This window comes from Mycobacterium sp. pV006, from assembly GCF_041287115.1.
Classification (GTDB): domain Bacteria; phylum Actinomycetota; class Actinomycetes; order Mycobacteriales; family Mycobacteriaceae; genus Mycobacterium.
The window spans coordinates 218,452-242,241 of the sequence record NZ_JBGGKT010000003.1; the positions used below are offsets into that span (position 1 = coordinate 218,452).

Annotated in this window: 23 protein-coding genes; 3 read left to right on the forward strand and 20 right to left on the reverse strand. The window is 70.7% G+C overall.

The window, feature by feature from the left end:
* Positions 1-22 precede the first annotated feature (22 nt).
* From ACAG25_RS07035 to ACAG25_RS07055, 5 genes are all read right to left on the reverse strand, one after another.
* The gene (locus tag ACAG25_RS07035) at positions 23-481 is read right to left on the reverse strand and encodes a PH domain-containing protein (RefSeq protein WP_370487605.1); all 459 of its coding nucleotides are present in this window, start codon (positions 479-481) and stop codon (positions 23-25) included.
* The gene (ribH, locus tag ACAG25_RS07040) at positions 478-960 is read right to left on the reverse strand and encodes a 6,7-dimethyl-8-ribityllumazine synthase (protein WP_370487606.1); all 483 of its coding nucleotides are present in this window, start codon (positions 958-960) and stop codon (positions 478-480) included. Before ribH ends, ACAG25_RS07035 begins: the two co-directional genes overlap by 4 nt.
* The gene (locus ACAG25_RS07045) at positions 957-2,228 is read right to left on the reverse strand and encodes a bifunctional 3,4-dihydroxy-2-butanone-4-phosphate synthase/GTP cyclohydrolase II (RefSeq protein WP_370487608.1); all 1,272 of its coding nucleotides are present in this window, start codon (positions 2,226-2,228) and stop codon (positions 957-959) included. Before ACAG25_RS07045 ends, ribH begins: the two co-directional genes overlap by 4 nt.
* A 106-nt stretch (positions 2,229-2,334) precedes the next feature.
* Positions 2,335-3,069 carry an FkbM family methyltransferase gene (locus ACAG25_RS07050; RefSeq protein ID WP_370487609.1) on the reverse strand — a complete coding sequence of 245 codons (735 nt, stop codon included), beginning with the start codon at positions 3,067-3,069 and terminating at the stop codon, positions 2,335-2,337.
* A 170-nt stretch (positions 3,070-3,239) separates the two neighbouring features.
* Complete coding sequence (locus ACAG25_RS07055; protein ID WP_370487610.1) at positions 3,240-3,851, reverse strand: riboflavin synthase; 612 nt, start codon at positions 3,849-3,851, stop codon at positions 3,240-3,242.
* A 69-nt stretch (positions 3,852-3,920) separates the two neighbouring features.
* On the opposite strand from ACAG25_RS07055, the gene ACAG25_RS07060 reads away from it, so the two are divergent.
* Both ACAG25_RS07060 and ACAG25_RS07065 read left to right on the forward strand, forming a co-directional pair.
* Positions 3,921-4,625, forward strand: coding sequence for an LppX_LprAFG lipoprotein (locus ACAG25_RS07060; protein WP_370487611.1), 705 nt, complete (start codon positions 3,921-3,923; stop codon positions 4,623-4,625).
* Complete coding sequence (locus ACAG25_RS07065) at positions 4,625-6,193, forward strand: MFS transporter (RefSeq protein WP_370487613.1); 1,569 nt, start codon at positions 4,625-4,627, stop codon at positions 6,191-6,193. Before ACAG25_RS07060 ends, ACAG25_RS07065 begins: the two co-directional genes overlap by 1 nt.
* On the opposite strand, the gene ACAG25_RS07070 is transcribed toward ACAG25_RS07065, so the two are convergent.
* The 9 genes from ACAG25_RS07070 to ACAG25_RS07110 form a co-directional block, all read right to left on the reverse strand.
* The gene (locus tag ACAG25_RS07070) at positions 6,160-6,321 is read right to left on the reverse strand and encodes a hypothetical protein (protein WP_370487614.1); all 162 of its coding nucleotides are present in this window, start codon (positions 6,319-6,321) and stop codon (positions 6,160-6,162) included. The genes ACAG25_RS07065 and ACAG25_RS07070 overlap by 34 nt on opposite strands.
* Positions 6,322-6,409: 88 nt before the next feature.
* Complete coding sequence (gene ribD / locus ACAG25_RS07075) at positions 6,410-7,426, reverse strand: bifunctional diaminohydroxyphosphoribosylaminopyrimidine deaminase/5-amino-6-(5-phosphoribosylamino)uracil reductase RibD (RefSeq protein ID WP_370487615.1); 1,017 nt, start codon at positions 7,424-7,426, stop codon at positions 6,410-6,412.
* Positions 7,423-8,118, reverse strand: a complete 696-nt coding sequence (gene rpe, locus ACAG25_RS07080) for a ribulose-phosphate 3-epimerase (RefSeq protein WP_370487616.1) — start codon at positions 8,116-8,118, stop codon at positions 7,423-7,425. The genes ribD and rpe overlap by 4 nt, the downstream gene beginning before the upstream one ends.
* A gap of 10 nt (positions 8,119-8,128) precedes the next feature.
* Positions 8,129-9,514 carry an RsmB/NOP family class I SAM-dependent RNA methyltransferase gene (locus ACAG25_RS07085; protein WP_370487770.1) on the reverse strand — a complete coding sequence of 462 codons (1,386 nt, stop codon included), beginning with the start codon at positions 9,512-9,514 and terminating at the stop codon, positions 8,129-8,131.
* Entirely contained in the window at positions 9,511-10,446 is a 936-nt protein-coding gene (fmt, locus tag ACAG25_RS07090) for a methionyl-tRNA formyltransferase (RefSeq protein ID WP_370487617.1), read from the reverse strand. The genes ACAG25_RS07085 and fmt overlap by 4 nt, the downstream gene beginning before the upstream one ends.
* Before the next feature lie 4 nt (positions 10,447-10,450).
* Positions 10,451-11,008: a LemA family protein gene (locus tag ACAG25_RS07095; protein WP_370487618.1), complete on the reverse strand. Its 558-nt coding sequence runs from the start codon at positions 11,006-11,008 to the stop codon at positions 10,451-10,453.
* Positions 11,002-12,819, reverse strand: coding sequence for a DUF2207 domain-containing protein (locus tag ACAG25_RS07100; protein ID WP_370487620.1), 1,818 nt, complete (start codon positions 12,817-12,819; stop codon positions 11,002-11,004). Before ACAG25_RS07100 ends, ACAG25_RS07095 begins: the two co-directional genes overlap by 7 nt.
* 5 nt (positions 12,820-12,824) lie before the next feature.
* The gene (locus ACAG25_RS07105) at positions 12,825-14,825 is read right to left on the reverse strand and encodes a primosomal protein N' (RefSeq protein WP_370487621.1); all 2,001 of its coding nucleotides are present in this window, start codon (positions 14,823-14,825) and stop codon (positions 12,825-12,827) included.
* Entirely contained in the window at positions 14,822-15,556 is a 735-nt protein-coding gene (locus ACAG25_RS07110) for a lysoplasmalogenase (RefSeq protein WP_370487622.1), read from the reverse strand. The genes ACAG25_RS07105 and ACAG25_RS07110 overlap by 4 nt, the downstream gene beginning before the upstream one ends.
* 63 nt (positions 15,557-15,619) lie before the next feature.
* Here ACAG25_RS07110 and ACAG25_RS07115 point away from each other — a divergent pair, with 63 nt between their 5' ends.
* Positions 15,620-16,873, forward strand: coding sequence for a hypothetical protein (locus tag ACAG25_RS07115; protein ID WP_370487623.1), 1,254 nt, complete (start codon positions 15,620-15,622; stop codon positions 16,871-16,873).
* A 3-nt stretch (positions 16,874-16,876) separates the two neighbouring features.
* Here ACAG25_RS07115 and ACAG25_RS07120 read toward each other — a convergent pair whose 3' ends face one another.
* From ACAG25_RS07120 to ACAG25_RS07145, 6 genes are read right to left on the reverse strand one after another with little or no spacing between them, the layout of a single operon-like run.
* Positions 16,877-19,123, reverse strand: coding sequence for a hypothetical protein (locus ACAG25_RS07120; protein ID WP_370487624.1), 2,247 nt, complete (start codon positions 19,121-19,123; stop codon positions 16,877-16,879).
* Entirely contained in the window at positions 19,072-20,307 is a 1,236-nt protein-coding gene (locus tag ACAG25_RS07125; RefSeq protein ID WP_370487771.1) for a glycosyltransferase family 2 protein, read from the reverse strand. Before ACAG25_RS07125 ends, ACAG25_RS07120 begins: the two co-directional genes overlap by 52 nt.
* A gap of 23 nt (positions 20,308-20,330) precedes the next feature.
* Positions 20,331-21,155 (reverse strand): glycoside hydrolase family 16 protein, encoded by an 825-nt coding sequence (locus ACAG25_RS07130; RefSeq protein WP_370487625.1) that lies wholly within the window; start codon positions 21,153-21,155, stop codon positions 20,331-20,333.
* Complete coding sequence (locus tag ACAG25_RS07135; RefSeq protein WP_370487626.1) at positions 21,152-21,793, reverse strand: hypothetical protein; 642 nt, start codon at positions 21,791-21,793, stop codon at positions 21,152-21,154. The genes ACAG25_RS07130 and ACAG25_RS07135 overlap by 4 nt, the downstream gene beginning before the upstream one ends.
* Positions 21,790-22,752: a glycosyltransferase gene (locus tag ACAG25_RS07140; RefSeq protein ID WP_370487627.1), complete on the reverse strand. Its 963-nt coding sequence runs from the start codon at positions 22,750-22,752 to the stop codon at positions 21,790-21,792. Before ACAG25_RS07140 ends, ACAG25_RS07135 begins: the two co-directional genes overlap by 4 nt.
* 4 nt (positions 22,753-22,756) lie before the next feature.
* The gene (locus ACAG25_RS07145; protein WP_370487772.1) at positions 22,757-23,542 is read right to left on the reverse strand and encodes a glycosyltransferase family 2 protein; all 786 of its coding nucleotides are present in this window, start codon (positions 23,540-23,542) and stop codon (positions 22,757-22,759) included.
* Between the last annotated feature and the right edge of the window lie 248 nt (positions 23,543-23,790).

Here is a 23,790-nt window from a genome sequence, read left to right on the forward strand (position 1 = left end):
GACCCAGGTTACTGCGGCGCCGTCATGGGCGGTCCCCCGTGACCCGGTAGCGCTGCACCAGCGCGCGTACCCGGTCCATCGCGTCGACCGCGCGTGCCTTGTCGACGGCCTGGATCGCCATCACCGGGATGTACTCGTCGTCGGGCAGGTCCAGCCGCGCCCACCGCGCCCCGGGATGGAACGAGATGTCGCGCACCTCGTCCCACGGAACGACGCGGTAGCCGAACAGATTTCGTACCGCGACCCCGCGCGGGCCGATGCGCAACCGCGGCCGCCCGAACAGGCACACGAAGATCGCGATGACCACGCCCAGCGCGCCGATCGCGATCTGGTCGGCGGTGGTGAAGATCACCCCTGTCGACGACTTCTTCAGCAGCGCCCCGACGATGATGTGCGCGGCCGCGATGATCACGGCCGCGCCGTAGGCGAACCGCGGCGTGAGAACCGGCTTGACCTCGGTGTCCCACTGCTGATCGGTCACGTGCCCGCCCGCAGGTTCCGCAACGTGAGTGCGGTGGACAGGGCGGCCGCGGCGGCCTGGGCGCCCTTGTCCTCGGTCGAGTCGGGCAGCCCCGCGCGGGCCAGCGCCTGGGCCTCGGTGTCGGTGGTCAGCACACCGTTGGCCACGGGGGTCGAGGCGTCCAGCGACACCCGGGTCAGCCCCTGGGTGACCGCGTCGCAGACGTAGTCGAAGTGCGGGGTCTCACCGCGGATGACCACACCGAGCGCCACCACGGCGTCGTGGCCGGCCGCCAATGCCTGTGCCACGACCGGGATCTCGATGGCGCCCAACACGCGCACCACCGTCGGCTCGGTCACGCCGGCGTCCGCGGCGGCCCGGCGCGCACCGTCGAGCAGCGCGTCGCAGATGGTCTCGTGCCAGGTGCTGGCGACGATGCCGAGTTTGACGTCGGAAGCGTCGAGGTCCGGCAGGTCCGGGACTCCGGCGGCCGGGCTCATACCGCTCCCCCGAACTCGCCGGGAACCGCTTCGTCGAAGTCGTCGAGGCCGGTCAGGTCGTGCCCCATGCGGTCGCGCTTGGTCATCAGGTAGCGGATGTTCTCGGCGTTGGCACGCACCGGCAGCGGTACACGTTCGATGATGTGCAGCCCGTAGCCGTCCAGCCCGACGCGTTTGGCGGGGTTGTTGGTCAGCAGCCGCATGGAACGCACCCCGAGATCGTTGAGGATCTGCGCGCCGATGCCGTAGTCGCGGGCGTCGGCGGGCAGACCGAGCTTGAGGTTGGCGTCAACGGTGTCGTCACCGGCGTCCTGCAGCTGGTAGGCCTGCAGCTTGTGCATCAGACCGATGCCGCGCCCTTCGTGACCGCGCATGTAGAGCACCACCCCGCGTCCCTCCCGGGCCACCATCGCCAGCGCAGCATCGAGCTGGGGCCCGCAGTCGCAGCGCCGCGATCCGAACACGTCACCGGTCAGGCATTCGGAGTGCACCCGCACCAGCACGTCGTGGCCGTCGCTGTCCGGTCCGGCGATGTCGCCCTTGACCAGGGCGACGTGTTCCACCTCGTCGTAGATGCTGGTGTAGCCGACCGCGCGGAAGTCACCGTGCCGGGTCGGGATCCGCGCCTCGGCGACGCGTTCGATGTGCTTCTCGTGCTTGCGCCGCCACTCGATGAGATCGGCGATGGAGATCAGCGCCAGGTCGTGTTCGTCGGCGAAGATCCGCAGCTCGTCGGTCTGGGCCATCGCGCCCTCGTCCTTCTGGCTGACGATCTCGCAGATGGCTCCGGCCGGTTGCAGCCCGGCCATCCGGGCCAGGTCCACGGCGGCCTCGGTGTGGCCGGGGCGGCGCAGCACACCGCCGTCCTTGGCGCGCAACGGCACCACGTGGCCGGGTTTGGTGAAGTCGTCGGCCACCGCGTTCGGGTCCGCGAGCAGCCGCATCGTGGTGGCCCGGTCCGATGCCGAGATCCCGGTCCCGACACCGATTTTCGCGTCGACCGTAACGGTGTAGGCGGTGCCGTGCTTGTCCTGGTTGACCGCGTACATCGGCAACAGGCCGAGCCGGTCGCAGATCTCGCCGTCGAGCGGCACGCACAGGTATCCCGACGTGTAGCGGACCATGAACGCGACGAGCTCGGGAGTGGCTTTCTCGGCGGCGAAGATCAGGTCGCCCTCGTTCTCCCGATCCTCGTCGTCGATGACGACCACGGCCTTACCTGCGGCGATGTCGGCCACCGCACGTTCGACCGAATCCAGCCTGGTCATCCTCACCACCTTCGACCGGTTCCGCGCGGAACCTCGGTGCATTCCGTTGTGGAGTGCTGCTGTCAGTATGAACCACGCCGGCGGCCCGGTTATTGCCCGGCAGCGCTCAGTGGGACGCCACCGCGGCCAACGCGGTGCAATCGAACAGCATCATGGTCTCGTCGCAGATGAGGGTGTCCATCCGTTTGCCGGCCACCGCCTGATACAGCGGAGACAGGCCGCCCGCACCCGGCAGCATCCAGTCGTGCGGCTCGATCATGATGCAGGTGAACGACGCGATGGCCTCCGGAGAGGCTGCGCACACCTCGGTTTCGGCGCCTTCGATGTCCAGCTTGACGATCAACGGCGCAGCGTCGGGAACCTCCGCGATGAGCTGCTCGAGAGTCATCGACGGGGTGATGCCGCCGTCGGCCACCCGGTTGGCCCAGGACCCGTGTCCGCAATCGAGGAGGTCGACGCCGCGGTCGTGGCTCCACAGCGCAGCGTGCACCGGGCGGATGCGCGGATTCACTTCGCAGTTGCGTGTGAGAAGTTCGACACAGTCGCGGTCGGGTTCCACGGCGATCACCGTCGCGTCGGGGAAGTTCTCGGCCAGGAACAGCGCCGAGTACCCGACGTTGGCGCCCGCGTCGACGATCAACGGCACCCGTCCGGCGGCCCGGAGTTCGGCGGCGACCGCGTTGAGGCGGGTCATCCAGAACGGCGGCGCCGAGTACTCGCCGGCGCTGAAGATCTGGGCCAGGACGTAGGAGTCACTGTCGGTGGGCCGCACCCACAGACGGTGCGGTCCGCACGCCACGGTCACCGGCCGGCGCCGTCCGAGCAGGCGCCGCGCCGTCAACTTCACTGCCGAGGGGGCGCCGATGCTGCGGCTGAGCGCCAACGTGTGGCCGACGTGCTCACGCGCGGTACCGATGGCGAACCTCCTGCTGCAGACCCCCTGACTTCGTTTCCGCTGTCTAACAGAGCTCTTGGGACCGCGCAATGGCTACCCTGCGCGACCCGGAGGCGTCAGTGGCCCGGACGGTCCTGCTGCGCCCCGAGCAGCCGCTCGACGTATTTGGCGATCACATCGACCTCGAGGTTGACGTCCGCGCCGACCTCGGCGTGACCCAGGGTCGTCATCTCCAGGGTGGTCGGGATCAGCGACACCTCGAACCAGTCGTGGCCCAGGCCCGAAACGGTCAGCGACACGCCGTCGACGGTGATCGACCCTTTCTGCACCACATACCGCGCAAGGGCCGTCGGCAACGCGATGCGCACCACGGTCCAGTGCTCTGAGGGGGTGCGGCTGATGATGTGACCGGTGTCGTCGACGTGGCCCTGCACGATGTGCCCGCCGAGGCGGCTGTTGAGCGCCGCTGCGCGTTCGAGGTTGACGCGCGCGCCGACGTCGATGCCGCGCAGGCTGGAGCGGCTCAGTGTCTCGTTCATCACATCGGCGGTGAACGCGCCGTCGGCCAGGACGTCGACGACGGTCAGGCAGACGCCGTTGACCGCGATCGAATCACCGTGGCCGGCATCGGAAGTCACCACCGGCCCCCGGATCACCAGGCGCGCGGAATCGCCGAGCGCCTCCTTGCCGACGACCTCGCCCAACTCTTCGACGATTCCGGTGAACACGGGCCCAGCCTAGAGGCCGCGCGTGTTCGGCGAGCACGACCATCAGCACGCACCCTCTACGATGCAGGAATGCAGACCCGCCTGTTGGCGCTCTTCGCCGCCCTGACCGCCGCCCTTCTCGTTGTCGCAGGCTGCTCGAGTTCCTCTTCCGAGGAGTCGGGCGCGGACCTGCCCGATGCCGCGACGCTGCTGAGCGAGTCGAGCCAGACCACCAGGGGCCAGACCAGCGCGCATCTGTCCCTGTCGGTCCAGGGGCAACTCGCCGACCTGCCCGTCGAGTCCCTCGAGGGGGATCTGACGCAGGCTCCCAGCGTCGCCGCCAAGGGCACCGCCGACATCGTGTTCATGGGCCAGCGCCTCGAGGGCGTGGATTTCGTGGTGTCCGACGGTGATCTCTACGCGGCGCTGACCTCGGGCGGCAGTCTGTCGAACTTCGGTCCGGCCGCCGACGTCTACGACGTCGCCGCGATCCTGGACCCCGATGCGGGCCTGGCCAACGTGCTGGCCAACTTCTCCGACGCCCAGTCCGACGGCCGGGAGACCATCGACGGTGTCGGCACCGTCCGGATCACCGGCAACGTCAGCGCCGACGCGGTCAACAAGATCGCGCCGCAGATCGCCGCGACCGGCCCGGTGCCGGGCACCGCGTGGGTCGCCGAGGAGGGCGAGCACGAACTGATGCAGGCGCGCCTGGAGCCCAGCCCCGGCAACAGCGTGACCATGACGCTCACCAAGTGGGGCCAGCCCGTGACGATCGACAAGCCCGCGGCCTGATGAGCGTTTCGCCTCCGCTCCTCGCGTCGACCAACCGGCGCGTCGCGATCAGCGCGGGCAGCCTCGCGGTGGTCCTCGGGGCGCTGGACACCTATGTCGTGGTGACGATCATGACCGACATCATGCGCGACGTCGGTATCGGCATCAATCAGATCCAGCGCGTCACCCCGATCATCACCGGCTACCTGTTGGGTTACATCGCCGCGATGCCGCTGCTGGGCCGCGCGTCCGACCGCTTCGGCCGCAAGATGCTCATCCAGGTCAGCCTCGCCGGGTTCGCGGTGGGTTCGGTGGTGACCGCGCTGTCGACGGACCTGACCATCCTGGTTCTGGGCCGCATCATCCAGGGCACGGCCAGCGGGGCGTTGCTTCCGGTGACGCTGGCGCTGGCCGCGGATCTGTGGGCGGCACGTAACCGTGCCGCGGTCCTCGGCGGGGTCGGGGCCGCCCAGGAGCTCGGCAGTGTGCTCGGTCCGGTGTACGGCATCACGCTGGTGTGGCTGTTCGGCCACTGGCAGTCGGTGTTCTGGGTCAACGTGCCGCTGGCCGCCATCGCGATGGTGATGATCCACTTCAGCCTGCCGAACCGGCTGGAGAGCGAGGATCGGCAGAAGGTGGACGTGGTCGGCGGGCTCCTGCTGGCCGTGGCGCTCGGGCTGGCCGTGATCGGCCTGTACAACCCGGCGCCCGACGGCAAGCAGGTGTTGCCCAGCTGGGGTCCACCGGTGCTGATCGCCGCGGCGGTGGCGACGGTCGCGTTCTTCGTCTGGGAGAAGTTCGCCCGGACACGACTGCTGGACCCGGCGGGTGTGCGCTTCCGCCCGTTCCTGGCCGCGCTGGGCGCGTCGCTGGCGGCCGGCGCGGCGCTGATGGTCACGCTGGTCAACGTCGAGCTGTTCGGACAGGGCGTGCTCGGCCAGGACCAGAACGAGGCCGCGTTCCTGCTGCTGCGATTCCTGATCGCGCTGCCGATCGGCGCGCTGATCGGCGGCTGGCTGGCCACCCGCGTCGGCGACCGCATCATCGCGTTCGCCGGACTGCTGATCGCCGCGGGCGGCTACCTGCTCATCTCGAAATGGCCGGTCGACCTGCTGGCCGCACGCCACGATCTCGGGGTGATCAGCCTGCCGACGCTGGACACCGACCTCGCGATCGCCGGCTTCGGCCTGGGCCTGGTGATCGGCCCGCTGACCTCGGCGACGCTGCGGGTGGTGCCGTCGGCGCAGCACGGCATCGCCTCGGCCGCGGTGGTGGTCTCGCGGATGATCGGCATGTTGATCGGCATCGCCGCGCTCAGTGCGTGGGGGCTCTACCGGTTCAACCAGCATCTGGCCGCCCTGCCGCCCAGTACCGGCGGCAACAGCCTGGCCGAGCGGCTGGCCGCCGAGGCCAACCGGGTGCGCGAGGCCTACGTCCTGCAGTACGCGGAGATCTTCTCGATCACCGCGATCGTGTGCGTGGTGGGCGCGGTGCTCGGGTTGCTGATCAGTGCGCGCGACGAGCACGCCGACGAGCCGGAGCCGGCGCAGCGGCCTCAGCAGCGCTCGACGCCGGGCGCCATCACCTGAAATCCGGGTGCCGGTGCGGCCTCCCGCTGGGTCATCTTCTGCAGGTCACGCAGCACGTCGCGGATGACGTTCCGGACGATGGCGGGTGTGACCAGGTCGATGGGAAGCCAATTCTGCACAGCAGTCATGGTGGGTCCCTTTCTCGTGCTCTCATGCGCAACTCGTCAGTGAAAGCGCGATATTCCCGCCGAGACGAACTCGGCGCCGGGCCCGAGTCTAGTCGCTGTGCCGCTGCCGGGGTGTGAGGCTGAGCATCACGTCGGGCCCCACCTGCGCCATCGCGTCGAACTGCCACCGATGTGCGCCTGTGATACTCGACACCCCCACGTCGTCGACGGCGGTGATCGGGCCGCCCAGCAGGATCGGTGCGACATAGGCGAGCATCCGGTCGACCAGACCGGCGCGTACGAACGCGCCCGCGAGTGTCGGCCCACCCTCCAGCAGCACGTCGGTGCGGTCGGACAGTGCCCGCAGCACCTCGTGCGGGTCGCGGGTGCGGAGCACCGTGGTCTGCGCGTCGCCGTTGAGAACCCTTGCGTCGGAGGGTATTTCACGATGTCCCACCACCACCCGCAGCGGCTGGTGGTCGGCGAGCCCGCCGTCGGGTAGCCGTGCGGTCAACGTCGGGTCGTCGGTCAGCACCGTGCCCGTTCCCACCACGATGGCGTCCGCCGCCGCGCGGCGCCGGTGGACGTCGGCGCGCGCAGCTTCGCCGGTGATCCACTGGCTGGTGCCGTCGGCCGCGGCGCTGCGACCGTCGACGCTCATCGCGAATTTCCAAGTCACATGCGGAGATCCGGTGCGCTGCTTGTGCAGCCATTCCCGCAGGGATTCCCGCGTCACGGTGTCGGCCGACACCCCGGCGGTGACGCGCACGCCGGCGGCGGCCAGACGGGCGGCGCCTCCCGCGGCGACCGGGTTGGGATCGGTGACCGCGAACGCGACTGCGGAGACGCCGGCGGCCAGGAGTGCCTCGACGCAGGGCGGTGTGCGACCGGTGTGGTTGCACGGTTCCAGCGTGACCACCGCGGTCCCGCCGGCCGCGCGCTCCCCGGCGCTGCGCAGCGCCACCACCTCGGCGTGCGGCCCCCCGGTCGGTGCGGTCGCACCGACACCGGCGATCTGCCCGTCGCGGTCCAGGATGACCGCTCCCACAGGGGGATTCGGATAGGTCCGGCCCTTGACCCGCTCACCCTGCTCGATCGCGGCGGCCATCGCCGCGTCGAGGTTCACAGCGACAGGTGCGGGGCTGCCGCTGCGGCCTGTTGGCGCAGCGAGCGCACCGCGGCGGCCGGGTCGTCGGCGCTGTAGACGGCCGAACCGGCGACGAAGCAGTCCACCCCGGCTTCGGCGGCCGCCTCGATGGTGTCGGCGTTGATGCCGCCGTCGATCTCGATGAGAATCGTCAGCTCACCGGCATCGACGAGGCGGCGCGCGGTGCCGACCTTGGGCAGCACCTCGGCGATGAACTTCTGGCCGCCGAAACCCGGTTCGACCGACATCACCAGCAACGTGTCGAAGTCGCGCAGGATCTCCAGGTAGGGCTCGATCGGGGTGCCGGGCTTGATCGCCAGGCCGGCTTTCGCGCCGGCCGCGCGGATGTCGCGGGCCACGGCGATCGGGTTGTCGGTGGCTTCGGCGTGGAAGGTGACGTTGTGCGCCCCCGCCTCGGCGTACGGCGGGGCCCATTTGTCGGGCCGCTCGATCATCAGGTGGCAGTCCATCGGGATGTCGGTGACCTGTAGCAGCGACTCCACGACCGGCAGACCGAGGGTCAGATTGGGCACGAAGTGGTTGTCCATCACGTCGACATGGAGCCAGTCGGCGCCCTCGACCGCGGCCACCTCGTCGGCTAGCCGGGCGAAGTCCGCCGACAGGATCGACGGGGCGATCAACGGCGCGGACGAAGCGTGTGATGCAGCCATGTCCCAGAGCCTAACGCTGCGCGTGCACCCTCAACGCCGCGGCGAACATCGCGTCGGTGCCGTGCCGGTGCGGCCACAGCTGCACCGACGTCGAATCGCCGATGTCGTCGGCCGGGGCGAACAGCGGGCGGGTGTCCAGCGCGGTGACCGGGTGCCGGCGCAGCGCGTCGGCGACCACGCCGGCGGTCTCGGCCAGGTGGGGTGAACACGTCGCGTAGAGCACCACCCCGCCGGGGCGGGTCAGGTCGATGGCCGCGGCGAGGAGTTCGCGCTGCAGCTTGGCCAGCGGTGCGACGTCGCGTGGTTGCCGCCGCCAGCGCGCTTCGGGGCGGCGGCGCAGCGCCCCCAGCCCGGTGCAGGGCGCGTCGACCAGCACCCGGTCGAAGCCGGGCGCCAGGCCGGATTCGCGGCCGTCGACGCGGTGCACGGTGACCGGCAACCCGGCGGTGTTCTCCTCCACGAGATCGGCGCGCCGCGGCGCAGGCTCCACCGCGTCGACGGTGGCGCCGGCGGCGCGGCCCAGCGCGGCCAGCAGCGCGGTCTTGCCGCCGGGGCCGGAGCACAAGTCGAGCCAGCGTCCGGTGTCGGGGCCCTCGACCGGTGCCAGCGCCAGCGCCTGCGCGACCAGCTGGCTCCCTTCGTCCTGCACCAGCACCCGGCCGTCGCGCAGGGCCGCGACCTGCCCGGGATCGCCTTCGTCGAGGTAGACCGCATACGGCGAGTAGGCGCCGACGGTGCCGCCGGACTGCTCGGCCAGTTCCTGCGCCGTGAGGTCCCCCGGACGTGCCGCCAGGTGCACGATCGGGCGGGCGTCGTCACTGGCCAGCAATGCGGCGAGTTCGTCGGCGCGCGCGCCGAGCGCGTCGGCGAACGCCTGGGCGATCCAGCGGGGATGCGCATGCACGAACGCGAGATGCCCGATGGGGTCGGCGGCCCGCGCGGGCGCGAGTTCCTCGACCCACGACGCCTCGTCGCGACGGGCGATGGTGCGCAGCACCCCGTTGACGAATCCGGCTCTGGCCGTGTCGAACTCGATGCCGGCCTGCTCCACGGTGGTGGACACCGCGGCGTGATCCTCGACGCGCGTGCGCAGCAGCTGGTAGGCGCCCAGGCGCAGCAGATCGAGCAGCACGGGGTCGATGCGCTCCACCGGCCGACCGGCCGCCGCGGCGATCACCGCGTCGAGCAGGCCGCGGCTGCGGCACGCGCCGTACGCCAGTTCGGTGGCGAAAGCTGCGTCCCGGCCGCTGATCCCGCGTTCGCGCAGGATGGCGGGCAGAGCGAGGTTGGCGTAGGCATCGTTGTCGGTGACCGCGCGCAGCACGTCGAACGCTGCGCGGCGCGCCGGATCGAGCGGCCTGCGCTTGGGCGGGCGGCGCCGGCCCGGCCCCGTCACTGCGCCCACCCGATGTCCTCGAGCCGGGCACCGCGCGCCCAGTCGGCGGCCTTCATCTCCTTCTTGCCCGGCGGTTGCACGGTCGACAGCTCCACGGCAACCGAACCGGTGCCCACCCGAACCGACTTCTTCCCGACCGAAATCTGGCCGGGCGCAAGGCCGTCGGCAGTGTCCCCGGACAGCATCGCGACGGGGCCGACCTTGACGCGCAGATCGCCGATCATCGTCCACGCCCCCGGGTTGGGGGTCACCGACCGGATGCGCCGTTCGATGACGTGGGCGGGGAGATCCCACCGGATCCGCGCGTCCTCGACGCTGATCTTGGGGGCGACGCTGACTCCCTCGGCGGGTTGGGGCACCGCGGTCAGCGTGCCGGCCTCGACCCCGTCGAGGGTGGCCTCGAGCAGTTCGGCGCCGGAGACCGACAACCGGTCGAGCAGATCACCGGCGGTGTCGGTGGGGCGGATGGTCTCGGTGACCACGCCGTACACCGGTCCCGAGTCCAGATCGCGTTCGATCTGGAACGTCGTGGCCCCGGTCACCGTGTCGCCGGCGGCCAGCGCGGCCTGCACGGGCGCAGCGCCGCGCCACGCCGGAAGGACCGAGAAATGCAGGTTCACCCAACCGTGTCGGGGTACCGCCAGCAGTTCGTCGCGCAACAGTGCCCCGAACGCGACGACCGGGCAGCAGTCCGGACCGATCTCGGTCAGCTCGGCCACGAACTCCGCCGAGTTGGGTCGGCGCGGTCGCAGGACCGGGATGCCGTACTCGGTTGCCAGTTGCGCCACCGGCGACGGGGTCATCCGGCCGCGGCGCCCGACCGGAGCATCGGGACGGGTGAGCACGGCGAGGACCTCGTGGCGGGGAGAGTCGATCAGCCGGCGCAGGGACGGCAGGGCCGGTTCCGGCGTGCCGGCGAAGACGAGACGCACCGCGTCAGTCTAGGAGGCCCTCTTGCCGGCGAGGTGCCTGGTAGTACTCCTTCTCGCCCACCCCGGTCAGCGGCGCGACGAACATCCACGGGATCGTGGTGAGGAGGCGATTGAGGCCGGCCACCGCGTCGTTGTAGTACTGGCGCGCGAACGCCAGCTTGTCCTCGGTGTCGGCGAGGTTGCGTTGCAGATCCAGGAAGTTGGCCGACGAGTTCAACTGCGGATGGCTCTGTGCCAGCGCCAGGACCGGGCCCAGCGCGTCGTCGAGTTGACGCTCGGCGGTGCTGCGCCGTGTCACCGAGCCGCTGCCGGTCGCCGCGGTCAGGGCGGCGTGGGCGTCGGTCACGCGATCGAGCACCGCCTTCTCGTGCGCGGCGAAACTCGTCACGGTGTGCACCAGCGCGGGGATCAGCGCGGCGCGCCGGCTCAGTTCGACGTCGATGCCCGACAGCGCTTCGCTGACCCGGACGTCTGCCGACCGGATCTTGTTGTGGCCGGCGACGAAAACGGTCAGCACCGACACCGCGATCACCAGCGCGACGATCAGCACGAAGGTCACCACGATCCGCCTCCTCCCCCGCCGCCACCGCCGCCTCCGCCGCCGCTGGAGCCGCTCGAGCCGCCCGACGAGGACGAGGTCTGCGACGCGGTGTAGGCGCCGATCGACGCGGACAACGCCGAGTCGAAACTGTCGAAGTCCGGGCCGTCGCCACCGCCGTCGTCCCCGCCCCCGTGCCCCGATCCTGCGCCGTACCACTCGGGTTGGGGTGGCGCCGTGCCGGTTTCGGCCCGGTACTTCGCCGCCCACACCGAGGCGGCGCCTGCGGCCACCGCGAACGGGACATAGGCGGTGTAGAGGTCCTTGCGGGCACCGAAGTCGAACCGGGCCTCCGCCGAGTCGGTGGTCAGCACCCGGTGGAAACCGCCTGCGCGCGACCAGAGTTCGCGGCCGCTCGCGGTGCGGCGGGTGCCGACGCCGTCCTTCCAGGACGGCGCCGAGAACAGGAAAAACGCGGCGAACGGCAGCGCCGAGATCGTCGCGGAGAAGCCCCAGCGGAAGAACGCGCAGACCATGAGCACGAACGCCACGGCATTGGCGACGCGCAGCCAGAGTTCTCTGCGGCGAGGGATCATGTACCCCGACGACACCGCCCAGGTGCGCACCGCGGAGGCCATGTCCGATTTGCCCGTGGACAGCTTCTTGCCTGCCGATGCGGTCTTCTTGGCCTGGAACTCCTTGCCGCGCCGGTCGACTTTGAGAGCCGCCGCGACGGCGGCGCCGACCGGGTCGACGTCACGCCAACGTGCGGGTTCGGCGATGCCCGTGATGTTCCAGTGGCCCGCGTTGACCTGCCGCAACTCCACCAGTCCGCGTTCGGCGAGGTGGAACAGCGTGGCCGTGAGACCGGTCGCGGGAACCGATTCGGTGCGGATGTACTCGGTCTGCACCGGGCCCAGACCTGCCGGCGGCGCGTACTGCAGCGGGAAACCCGGCGAACGTTCGAGCACGGTGCGAAACCACAGCAGCGCCACCAGCGCCGCGAGCAGCGTCAGCCCGGCGGTGCGCCACAGCCCGTCCGGCGACTGCCCCAGGACGCGGTCCCAGTGCTGGGCCCAGGGCAGTTCGGCCCGCGGCGGGGGCGTCAGGTCGACGGTCGCGCGCACGGTGACCGGGGTGCGCGGCGGCAGGTCGACCGCCGAGAGGGTGACCCGGTTGCCGCGCGTCGTGAGGTCCACACAGGGTTCGCCGACGCCGGCACCGACCGAGCACTGCGCGGCCCGGACCGCGCGCGGCAGTGTGACGGTGATGTCGGCGCGCCGGATCTCGTTGTTCCACGCGGGCGCGATGACGTTCCAGTAGAAGACCGAGGTGTCCGGTCCCGTCGGTCCTCGGGTGCCGGCGGCGAATTCGCGGTCGGCGCCCACCTCGGCGGGATCGAGGACACCGCTGAGGGAATACCGGATCTCGAAGACGTGGGCGCCCGGGCTCAAGTACTGGTCCGGGTCGCCGATCTTGGCGACCACGAACCGTCCCCCGCCTTCGGAGAGCATCTGGTACGGGATCGGCCGGCCATCCATCAGCACCGAGGTGACCTCGGGCGCCTGCCGGATGCGCGGCGAGTTCGGGTTGGTCACGTCCCAGTAGCGGAAGATGCCGTGCCGGTCGCTGGGGAACTGGCCGGTGATGGTCTCCACCGCCGTCATGTCGCCCACGTCGTCGACGAGGATGTCGACGTCGTAGTCGGTGAACACGACGGGGTCGGCGACCGGGGTCGCGCTCCCGGGGTCGCCGCGGAAGGCCAGCGGCCACAGCACGCCGACGGCGACGAGCAACACTGCGATCAGCGCCTTGACCAGCCGTCCGATCGACATGCGGATCAGCCTATGTGCAGCGGATCGATCTGGACGCGAACCGGCTCGGTGTCGTGACGTGCGCTCGACACCGCGGCGGCTCGGCGCAGTGCCGCCGCCAGCGCCAGACCGCCCTCGCGGGGGGCCCGCACCAGCATCCTGCTGACAGGTTCGTCCGGCGCCGATCCTGCCGGCCGGCGGGCCGTGAAGGGCAGTTCGACGGGCCCCAGCGGCTCGGCCCGGTCGGGCAGCTCGGTGTGGTCCAGCAGCGCGTGCACCGCCTCGGCGGACCCGTCGATGGCCGCCATGTGCACCGCCGGCGGCAGGCCGACCTCTGCGCGCGCGTCCAGCTCGGATTCCGCGTGGCCCACCGGATCCCACCGGATCAGTGCCTGCACCGTGGGTATCGCCGACTCGGCGACGACCACCGCGACGCCGCCGTCGACTCGCGCGCGCACCAGCGCCACCGCGGCCATCCAACGCCGCAGCGTGTCTTCGGCGGCGCGCAGGTCCTGACGGCCGAGCAGCGCCCAGCAGTCCAGCAGCAGCGCCGCGCCGTACCCGCCCTCGGCCACCGGCTCGACACCGGGAGTGGCCACCACGAGCGACGGATGCTGCGCCACGGCGGGGACGACGTGCTCGCCGCCGGAGGTGACCACCGGTGTGCCGGGAAAGGCGCGGCCGAGCTCTTCTGCCGTGCGGCGGGCCCCGACGACCACCGCACGCACCGCGTCGCTGCCGCAGCGCGCGCAGCGCAGTGACACGTCCTCGCGGCCGCACCACCGGCACACCGCGCCGGCGGCGTCGCGGCCGGGCAACGACAGCGGACCGGTGCAGTGCCGGCACCGGGCGACGGTCCGGCACTTCCCGCACGCCAGCGCCGGGACATAGCCGCGCCGAGGCACCTGAACCAGCACGGGCGCACCGGCTTTCAGGGCCGACCGGGCCGCGTCGAGCGCCACGGTGGGCAGCCGGGCGGTGCGGGCCGCGGGGTCGCGCTCCTGGGCGTAGGCAGAGTCCTCCAGTGCCACCACCCGGGGAGCGCGCGACCGCACCGTCTGCCGGGTCGCGGTCAAGTTGTGCGCCCAGCCGCTGCGGACCAGTGCCTGCGCTTCGGCGGTGCGCGCATAGCCGCCCAGCAGCACCGCGCAGCGCGCCTGATGAGCCCGCAACATGGCGACCTCTCGGGCGTGCGGGTAGGGCGCGCGGGGTTCAGCCAGTGAGTCGTCACCGTCGTCCCAGAGCAGCACCAGACCGAGGTCGGCCACCGGCGCGAAAACCGCGCTGCGCGTACCGATCACCACGCGGGCGTCGCCGCGCAGCACGGCCAGCCAGCGGCGGTAGCGCTGGGACGGTCCCAGTCCGGCCGACAGCGCGACCGCGCGGGTGGGATCCACCCGCGCGGTCACCGCGGCGTGCAACGCGTCGACGTCACGCTGGTCGGGCACCACGGCCAGCACGCGTCGTCCGGTCCCCACAGTGACCGCCGCGGCCTCGGCGAGGCGGTCGACCCAGCTCTCGCCGGGCAGTGCCTGCCACACCGCGCGAGCAGCGCGCGCGTCGCCGAGGGCCGCGATGAACTGGGCCCCGCCGCTGTAGGCCGACCACTGCGTCGTCTCCACCTGCGCCGGCGCGTGCGCCTCCAACCGTTGCGGGGGCTGCTTCTCCACCGTCGCGTGCCGCGGGGGGATCGCCAGCCGCAACACGTCGGCCCGGGTGCCCGCGTAGCGGGCGGCCACGGCATCGACGAGCCGCCACACGTCGTGGGTCAGCACGGCCTCCGGTGAGACCACCTTCTCCACATAGCCGAGTTTTCCGACATGGTCGGTCTCGGAACGTCTTTCGAGGAGGAAACCGTCGACCAGCCGACCGTTGAACCGCACCTTGACCCGCACTCCGGGCTGCGCGTCATCGGACTGGTCGTCGGTGACCAGGTAGTCGAACTCTCGGTCGAGGTGCGGCACCGTGAGCATGGGCAGCACCCGTGCGATCGGTTCGTGGACGGCGGGCCGTCTGGTCGTCGTCACACCGCGGGTCCGGCCGGGGCGACGGCGGTCCGGCCGAACAGGAAACCGGCGGTGATGAGCAGCAGCGAGCTCGCATACACCCACCAGATCGGGACGGCGAGGGTCTCCGTTCCCAGCACGAAGACGTTGATGCCGATCATCGCGTCGGACACCGCGAAACACACTGCGCCGGCGGCGGTCCACGGAGTCGGCAGATCGGCGAGCAGCGCCGCGCACACCATCGCCCCGAGCACCAGGATGTACAGGGTGACCGGGACGGTCATCCCCTGCTCGGCCAGGCGCGGCCAGAACCACACGAGCAATGCAACGCACGCGCACACGACCGCCGCCGCCGCAACCAGTCGAGCGCGCGACCGCACCGCCAGCGGAACCAGCGCCGCCAGGAAGCACAGGTGCGCCACCAGGAAGGCGCCCAGGCCGAGCACGAAGGACGGCTCCCACCAGTGCAACGCCAACAGGTAGTCGCCGGTCGCCGAGAACAGCAGAGCGGCGACCAGCCAGCGCCGCTCCCGCACCACCGGGTGCAGCGCGGCGGCGCCGGCGAGCAACACCGCCGCGGACGCCTTCAGCGCGGGTTGCCCGGCGAATTGTCCGGTCAGCTCGGCGCCGATGCCCACACGCGCGGTGACGATGATCAGGAACAGGCCGTAACACGCGGCCACCACCGCGGCCGCACACCACAGCAACCGGATGCGGGTGTCGCCGGCGGGAACGTCACGGCTGGTCGTCATGCGCCGAACCTACTAAACGCATCCGACGTCACGGGGACACCGCCGGTGATAGGTTCGACGGCGATGGCCCGCAGACCACACGGCCGGCGACCGGACACGGTTCGGGTGGCTGCCCTCGACGTCCAACACAGCTACCGCCGCTCGGCCGTCGTGCTCGGGCCGGTCGCGGTACCGTCTGCCGAACTGCTCACCGAGCGGCTGCTCGCGATGGCGCGCGTCGGTCCCGTGACGCGCGTCGGGTTGGTGCCCTCCACGACCGACACGCGCTGGCGGTACGAGCCCGAGTCGGTCGCCGACGCCGTGCACATCGCGTCCCGCGCACCGCGGTCGGATCCGGTCGAACTGGTCGCCCGGCTGCGCACTCTCCCGGAATCCCCGCTGCGGGTGCTGGCCGCCGACGACTACCTGGCCGTCGACTTCAGTCACGGCCTCGGCGAGATCCCGCTGCTGGATCTGCTGGTCGGGGTGCTGCTGGGCGTCCTCGACCCGGCCGACGACGCAGTGTGGCGGCCCTACCGGCATTCGGCCCCGCCGCTGCTGACCGCCGCGGTTCGCGGGATCGTGTGCACACCCCAACGTCTTCTGCCCCTGTGGCGCCAGCACCGACGCAACACCGGAGCGCCCGCCGGCACCGGCGTGCCGAGTCCGGTGGTCGTCTCGCCCTCGACCGCGACGAAGGTGCTCCGGATTCCCGCCGCCGACGTGGAAGGGTTTCGGCAGCAGCGCAATTCGCATCTACCCGGGGTGAGCCTGTTTGCGCTCTACACCTGCGCGCTGCACGCCGCGTTCGCCGACGAGGGCTTCGGGGTCGAGCCCCTGGTGACGCTGCCGGTGGACGCGCGACGTTACCTGCCGCCGGGCCGCGGGGTGCTGAGCTCCTTCTCGGCCGGTCTGGACTTCCCGATCGGGCCCGGCCCCGACCCCCGTCGACTGCACGACGCACTCTCGGATGCCGCGCGCATGGCCCGGCCGGTGGCCAACCTGGTCGCGGGCACCGTCAAGGCGCGCGCAGCGATGCGCGCCGGTGTCCGGCCGCAGTGGACGGCACCGACGCGTCCACGCATGCATCTCCTGCACTCGAGTGTGGGTGAGGTGCCCCGGTGCGACTGGTCGTTCACCGACCCCGATGCGGCCCGGATCCTGGTGGCCAGCGACCCGGCCGGGCCCTGCGGCGTCACCGTCACGACGTCGTCGGTGCTGGGGACCGCGTGGCTGACCGCCGAGTTCCACGACACGCTGTTCGATCCCGACCGCATCGGTGCGGCGATGGCGACGGTGCCCCACCGGGTGCGGGCACTGCTGAGTGGCCGCCGCTGACACTCACCGCTCTGCGGTCAACTGCGGCGGCACATCCCAGTCATGGGCGGTCCGGAACACCAGGGTCTCGCCGTCCTCGTAGAACACCGTCCAGTTGTCGGATTCCCGGAGCGCCTGCTGGATCACGTCGATCGCCTCGGGCCGGAAGTCGCCGTAGTAGCGCACCGCCCGATTGGATTGCGGACTGAACAGCACGTAGGCGCGGAACGCGTCGTACTGCGCGTAGTCGTCGAGCGTCTTGATGTCCGAGGCCGTGGGGAACGCGGCCTTCAGTTCCGGCAGTCGTGGGTCCCGGCCGTCCCACAGGTCGTAGCCGATGGTCTGGTCGAAGTAGTGGTTGTGCAGTGTGACTTCGGCATAACTGGCGTTCAGTCGGGTCGGCATCCCGCCCAGCCGCAGCATCACCAGGCGTGTGCGCACATCCGCGCCGTCGGTGATCCGGTCCATCAGCTCGACCTGGGTGCGGGTTTCGTACACCAGCGGCCACAGCGCCACGTATCCGTGCAGCCCGGCCAATGCCGCGGCGACAAGCCCGACGGTCGCGGTGACGGCGTTGCACAGCCGCCGGCGGCGACCGGACAGCCGCGGCCGCCCGTCCATGGCGGCCACCAGCGCCGGCGCGATCAGCAACGCACATCCCAGCAACGAGTAGAGGTACACCCGGAAGATCGCCTCGCCGCCGTAGCTCTGCCCGAACAACAGACCGAACGCACCGAACGCCAGCACGGCGAGCACGAACACGGGTCGCCGCCGACGCCAGCGCCAGAGCGCACACGCACATGCGGTGAGCAGCACCAGGATCGACACCGAACGCACCACCGCGGAGGTGAAGTCCTTCGCCGGCAGACCGGAGGTCAGGACATTGCTGGCGGCGTTGCTGATCGGGCTGCCACCGGAGAGCAGGCCGTAGGGCAGCACCGCCTCCAGGTTGAGCAGCAGGTACCCCAGCACGATCGCCACCATCGCGGCGGCGGCCCAGCGTGGGCGGGCCCTCTTGAACAGACACAACACACACGCCACCGCCACCACCCAGAACGGGGTCAGCTGGTGGGTGGGCACCATCGCGGCGAACACCACGATGCTCAACACGCCGCATGCGGGTCGCCGGCGTGACGCGACCAGCAGCGTCAAGGTGCCGAACGCGAGCAACAGTGACCACGCCTGTGGTGAGAAGTAGTCCTGCCCAACCCAGTTCACAATCTCGATGACGAAGGCGGCGGTCACCGCGGTGCGCCGGGACTGGCCGATCACGCGGGCCGCGCTGTACACGACCAGAGCGAGCACCACGTGGATGACGGGGGCGAAGACGTGCGCGACCGACATCGCCTCGAATCCGGTGACGTCGCAGAACCAGGCCCAGACGACGAAGAACGCCGACCACTGTGCGTAGATGTCGGTGCCGTCCGGTGCGAGCCGGCCGTTCACCTGGATGTAGTCGACGACCGCGAGATGCTTGTACGTCCAGTCGTAGAGCGGAACCTCGGTGGCGACGAACGTCGTGACGCGGGAGACCACGATCGCCGCACCCACGGCCACAGCCGCCGGGAGCAACTGCCGATTGCGGACCGCGACGAGCAATGCTGCGGCGCACAGGACGATGCAGACCGCCAGCATCGGACCGGTACCCGAGAGCAGCAGACCGTAGTAGCTGGTGTCCACGCCGGGCAGACCGGGCACCGCGACCGCCCAGAGCGTGACGGCCGATGCGCTGAGCACCAACGACAGCCTCCGCCGGACCACCGGGGTGCGTTCGTCCCGGAAGACGTGGCGCCACTGCCAGTTTCGTGTCGCCGCCAGCGGCGTGGTCCCGGTCCGGTAGTACCAGAGCGCGCTGCTCGCACCGACCGCCACCACCTGGGTCCAGAGAATTTCCGGAGGCGTCCAGCGATACGACCACATCGCGGTCAGGGCCACCAGCGTGACGATCGCCATCCCGAGGGTGGGTACCGCCGCGGGCAGCGCCCGTCGCGGCACGGCCACCCAGGTCACCACCGCCGCACCGGGTCCGAGCAGGATGAACAGCGTCAGCGCCACGGCGCGGACGGTCGCCGGAAGATCCGTCAGCGCGACGGCCCCGGCCAGCGCGCCGACGGCGGCGAGATCGGCCTGCCGCACCCGGATCACCGGTACGCGCGCGCTGATCCGGCCGCCCGGAGCGATCGCCGGCGCGGTCTCGGGGGCCGACTCCAGCACCGTCGTCACGATCGCGCCAAGGTCGATGTGTCCCGGTTGCGGCGACGACCCTGCCACAGCGCGCGGGGCCCCCCGAACACGGCGAGCACCTCGATGCGTCCGACGGACGACGGCACATCCGCGCGGAAGTCCAGCGGTGGCGTGATGATCGCGCCGTAGTCGGCCCCGGCCCGCACCGAGGAGCGGAACTGGCGCCGGATGACGGTGGCCAGCAGCCGACGGTGGGACCGGTCGAGACCCACCTTGGTCAGCCAGGCGCCGAGACCGAGGCCGTAGCCTCGCGCCTGGGCCAGCAGCGCGTCGTTGTCGCTGCGGTGTCGGTGCCAGACGATCGCCGCGGGTTCGGTGGCCAGCGCGTCGCCGCCGGTGAGCACGCGGAAGAACAGGTCGAGGTCCTCGCCGCCCTGCGCGGCCGTGCCGGCGCCGAGGGCTTCGTCGAATCCGCCGAGTTCGAGCACTCGGTCGCGCCGTACCGCGAAGTTCGCTCCGGTGCCGAACCGGCCCACCCGGAACGGGAACAGCGGCTCTTCTGCGGGCGGGTCGTCCAGCGTGAACAACTGCGGCTGCAGCGGTCCCGACCAGGAGACCCGCTGGTCGAAGTAACCCTGTGCCGCGGTGCGCAATTCACCGCTGGGCACCAGTCCCGACACGCACGACACCCGCGGCGAGCGGGCGAAGCCGCGCGCGAGGGCGCGCAGCCAGTGCCGGTCGACATAGACGTCGTCGTCGGTGTAGGCGACCAGATCGTGGCGGGCAGCGCGCAGGCCGGTGTTGCGGGCCGTCGACAACCCGGGGACGGGTTCCTCCACGCGCCGCACCCGGTCATCGGCGGCCTGTTCGATCACGCGCGCGGTCGCGTCGGTGCGCGGGGCGTTGTCGACCACCACCACCTCGAACTGCGGATAGTTCAGCGCCAGAAGGGATTGCAGGGCGTCGGCGAGCTGATCGGGCCGTTCCCGGGTACACACGACCACCGAGACCGGCGGCAGGTCCGCGGGCTCCGGTTCGGGCGCGGGGACGGCGGTCGGTACCGCGATGCGTGCCACGCCGTCGACGATGGGACCCTCCACGAACGCGATCGGGCGCAGCCCGGACCGGACCAGCACCCGAGCGGTGCGGTAGCCGTCACTGTGCCGTGCGGCGAACTGCACGTCGCCGTCGGGCGCGGGGGTCCACTCGTCGAGTTCGATCAGACCGATCCAGCGCGCCTTGGCCCAAACGGGTCGGCCCTGCGCAGGCATCGCGGGGTCGATCACGCGCAACGTCACGGTGCCACCACCCGGACCCAGTCCACGAGCATCGTGGACGGATTGGGTGTCGTGAAGTCGGGCGGCCCGGGCCACTGTCCGCCGACGGCGAGGTTCAACAGCAAGAAGAACGGTGCGTCGAACACCCACCGGGCGCCCTCCGCCAGATCGGCCGGCGTCACGCTGTACAGGGTCCGGTCGTCGATGCCGGTGACGATGCGACCGGGAGTGCGTTCGACCCAATAGGTGTGGAACACCCCGGCCAGCGGGAACGGCGCCGGACCGGAGGCCGAGATCTCCTGTCCGCGTGGGAAACCGTCGCGCGGGGCGTGCACCCCGGTGTGGTAGTCCCACGCCTCGTTGAGGGTTTCGATGACGTCGATCTCGCCGGATTCGGGCCAGCCGACCTGGTCTGCGTTGGAGCCGATCAGCCAGAAGGCGGGGTGCAGCCCGCGCCCGGCAGGTAACGCGATCCGCGCTTCGGCGCGCCCGAAGGTGAAGTCGAAGGTGCCTTTGGTGTTCACGCGCGCCGAGGTGATGCGGTCGTAGGACTCTCCGCGCGCGGTGATGGCAAGATGGCCGTTCCCGTCGAGGCTCACGTTGGCGGGACTGTCGGTGTAGGTCTGCATCTCGTTGTTGCCCCAGCCACCGCTGCCGACGTCGTAACGCCACTGCGCCGAGGGCGGCGCACCGGCGGGGCCGTCGAAGTCGTCGAAGAACAGCGTTCTCGGGTCCGATGATTCGGCGTGACCGATCGATGGCGGGAGGCCGCAGCCGCACACCACCAGGAGAGCGGCAACTGCGGCCGCCCGCCATCGACGGTTCCTGCCCGGTGCGCTCATCGTGTCACCGCGGCGGTCGGCGCCGTTCTGATACCGGCGGTGCCCACGGCGATCACCGCGACCAGCACACCGTAGACCGCCATGCGTTGCGCTCCCCCCTGCCCGAAGATCTGGTGCCCACCGATGTAGAGGAAGTAGCCGACGATCCCGACGGTTGCGGCCAGCCCCGCGACCAGCCGCCGCTCGCCGGACAGGCGCGCTGTGGGGCTGGCAGCCAAAAACACTGCCCCGAGCGCACCGAAAGTCATGAAGATCGCCAGGAACGTGGTGTTCCAGCTGTAGCTGAAGTGCTGGGTGACCAGGCCCGCAGCGGTCAGCGCGACACCACCCAGGCCCAGCGTCACCGCCGGCCCCCGGTCGATCACGCGTTGGACCAGCATGCTCGCCGCGACGAACGCGATTGCCAGGCCGGTCACCACCAGCGCCACGTTCATCGCACGGTAGAGGTCGCTGCACGGCCAGTTGCCCTGGGGGCCGCAGAACGCGACACCCAGCGGCCCCACCGGGTCGTCGCGGTACCCGTAGTGACCACGCCAAGAGGCCGAGACGATCCACTCCGTCGCGATGTAGATCAGCGGCGTCAACGACACCCATCCGGTGATCCGCGGATCCCCCAGCCAGGCGCGCACTCTCGTCATCGTCGTCCTTCCTGCCCACGCATCCCGACCCGGCCGACGAGGTAGCCGACGGTGGTCACCGCGAATCCCAGCATCAACGCCGCCATCCGGCGGGGTTGCGTGCGCGCCTGCCACACTCCTGTGGGCAATGTCCTGGTGGTGTAGGACCATTCACTGCCGAGCGCGGATTCCTGACCGCACAGCGACGACAACACCGCCTTGCTGCGGCCTTCGTGGAAACATCGGCGGACGAAGTAGGTCAGGGTCATCCGGTCCCGCGGCACCTGGTGCGACACCGCGAACCGGGTGTTCCTGACGATCTGCGCGTCCGGATCCCGGCGCACGAGTTCGATGCCCATCATCGTCTCCTCGCAGCCGACCGGGATCGTCCCCACCCGCCCGAGGGCCGCGCAGAATCCGCCGATCTGGTCGAGCTCGTTGCGGCGCACCGCCATTGCCGCCCCGATCGGGTTGCGGATGGCGGCGCCCGCGGGGGGAAGCCCCCGGTAGTCGCATCCCACCACCCAGCCGAACTCCGGAGGGAACCACTCGGGTCTGGTACCCCCGCACCACTCGGGGTGCACCGCACCGCCGAGCGCGACCACTGTCTGCTCGGCGAATGCGGCGCGCACGGCGTCCAGTCCCCCGGGCCGCAGGACTGCGTCGTCGTCGACGAAGACCACGACGTCGCCGCCGGCGGCCCGCAGACCGGTGTTGCGTGCACCTGAGAGGCCACGATCGAATTCGTTGTGTTTGAGTGTGATTCGATCGTGGTAGTCGGCGGCCAGGGTATCGGCAAGCTGATCGTCGTCACCGTCGACGACGACGATCAGTTCGTCGCCGGGGTGCAGTTCTGCGAGCACCGCGTCCACGGCGGCGCCCAGAACCTGCCGTCGACGCATGGTGTAGCAACAGATGACGACACTGACACAGACTTCGATGTCCGCCGACCGGGCCGGCGGTGCGGGTTGAGCGACCATGTCCTCAGCCCGTGGCGACGACTGCGCGCGCGGCGCGGTGTTCGCGGCGTTCCCGGCGGATCGTGCGCAGGACGCGCATTCCGTCGGTGACGGCATTGAGGTTGCTGCGCCCGTGGATTCGCCGACCTTCGAAGCTGCCGACCTCGCGGATCAGCCAGCCGCTACGGGCGGCACGGACGTTGATCACGGTCTCGATCTCGAACCCGTCGCCCCACTGCGGGGTCTCGGCGTCCACCGGAGGCAGGTCCAGGCAGTCGAGGTTGCGGCGCCAGAACGCGTTGTAGCCGTAGCAGAGATCGCTGAAGTCGGTGCCGAAGATCTGGTTGACCAGCCAGTTGAGCCCCTTGTTGCCCACCCGCCGGATGTAGGTGATGTCGTCGCTACCGCCGCCGCCGGAGAACCTGCTGCCCTTGGCCAGGTCGGCACCCTCGGTCAAAGCCGCGACGAACAGCGGGATCTCGGCAGGATCGGTGGAGCCGTCGCCGTCGATCATCACGATGATGTCGCCGGTGGCCGCGCCGAATCCGCATGCGAGCGCGTTTCCCTTGCCGCTGCGGGTCTGTTCGATGACGACGGCCTGCGGCCACAACGTCCGGGCCACCTCTGCGGTGTCGTCCTGCGATCCCCCGTCGATGACGATGATCTCGTCGACGGGGGGCATCCGCTCGGCGACGTAGGGCAGGTTGCGGGCCTCATTGCGGACGGGCAGCACCACCGACACTGTGGGCCGGTTCGCCTCCGTCGGCGCGTCGGCGATGTCGTACAGAAAGTCGCCGACATTTGCCTTGATATGCACCTGGGGGCGCGGTGCAATCTCTGTCACGTCTCAAACTCCCTGCGGCAGTTGATGTCTGGTCGTGTCGGCTGTGGAGCGCACGAGGGTGGGTCGATTGCCGAGACAGCGTTCAACCGGTCAAGATCGAACCGTAGTTAATTGACGCGCCGGATGGTCGGCCACCCTTGCCACTATGGCGAGCGTCACAGTATGGGTAGCCTAAGCAAACTTCGGCCTTTTTAGTATCGTCACCCTGCGGCCGC

Coding starts and splice junctions, on each gene's coding strand:
- ACAG25_RS07070 (WP_370487614.1), bottom strand. CDS start 6,321: ATGACTGCTGTGCAGAATTGGCTTCCCATCGACCTGGTCACACCCGCC.
- ACAG25_RS07060 (WP_370487611.1), top strand. CDS start 3,921: ATGCAGACCCGCCTGTTGGCGCTCTTCGCCGCCCTGACCGCCGCCCTT.
- ACAG25_RS07115 (WP_370487623.1), top strand. CDS start 15,620: ATGGCCCGCAGACCACACGGCCGGCGACCGGACACGGTTCGGGTGGCT.
- ACAG25_RS07140 (WP_370487627.1), bottom strand. CDS start 22,752: ATGGTCGCTCAACCCGCACCGCCGGCCCGGTCGGCGGACATCGAAGTC.
- rpe (WP_370487616.1), bottom strand. CDS start 8,118: ATGGCTGCATCACACGCTTCGTCCGCGCCGTTGATCGCCCCGTCGATC.
- ACAG25_RS07045 (WP_370487608.1), bottom strand. CDS start 2,228: ATGACCAGGCTGGATTCGGTCGAACGTGCGGTGGCCGACATCGCCGCA.
- ACAG25_RS07125 (WP_370487771.1), bottom strand. CDS start 20,307: ATGCCTGCGCAGGGCCGACCCGTTTGGGCCAAGGCGCGCTGGATCGGT.
- ACAG25_RS07135 (WP_370487626.1), bottom strand. CDS start 21,793: ATGACGAGAGTGCGCGCCTGGCTGGGGGATCCGCGGATCACCGGATGG.
- ACAG25_RS07065 (WP_370487613.1), top strand. CDS start 4,625: ATGAGCGTTTCGCCTCCGCTCCTCGCGTCGACCAACCGGCGCGTCGCG.
- ribH (WP_370487606.1), bottom strand. CDS start 960: ATGAGCCCGGCCGCCGGAGTCCCGGACCTGCCGGACCTCGACGCTTCC.
- ACAG25_RS07110 (WP_370487622.1), bottom strand. CDS start 15,556: ATGACGACCAGCCGTGACGTTCCCGCCGGCGACACCCGCATCCGGTTG.
- ACAG25_RS07130 (WP_370487625.1), bottom strand. CDS start 21,155: ATGAGCGCACCGGGCAGGAACCGTCGATGGCGGGCGGCCGCAGTTGCC.
- ACAG25_RS07100 (WP_370487620.1), bottom strand. CDS start 12,819: ATGTCGATCGGACGGCTGGTCAAGGCGCTGATCGCAGTGTTGCTCGTC.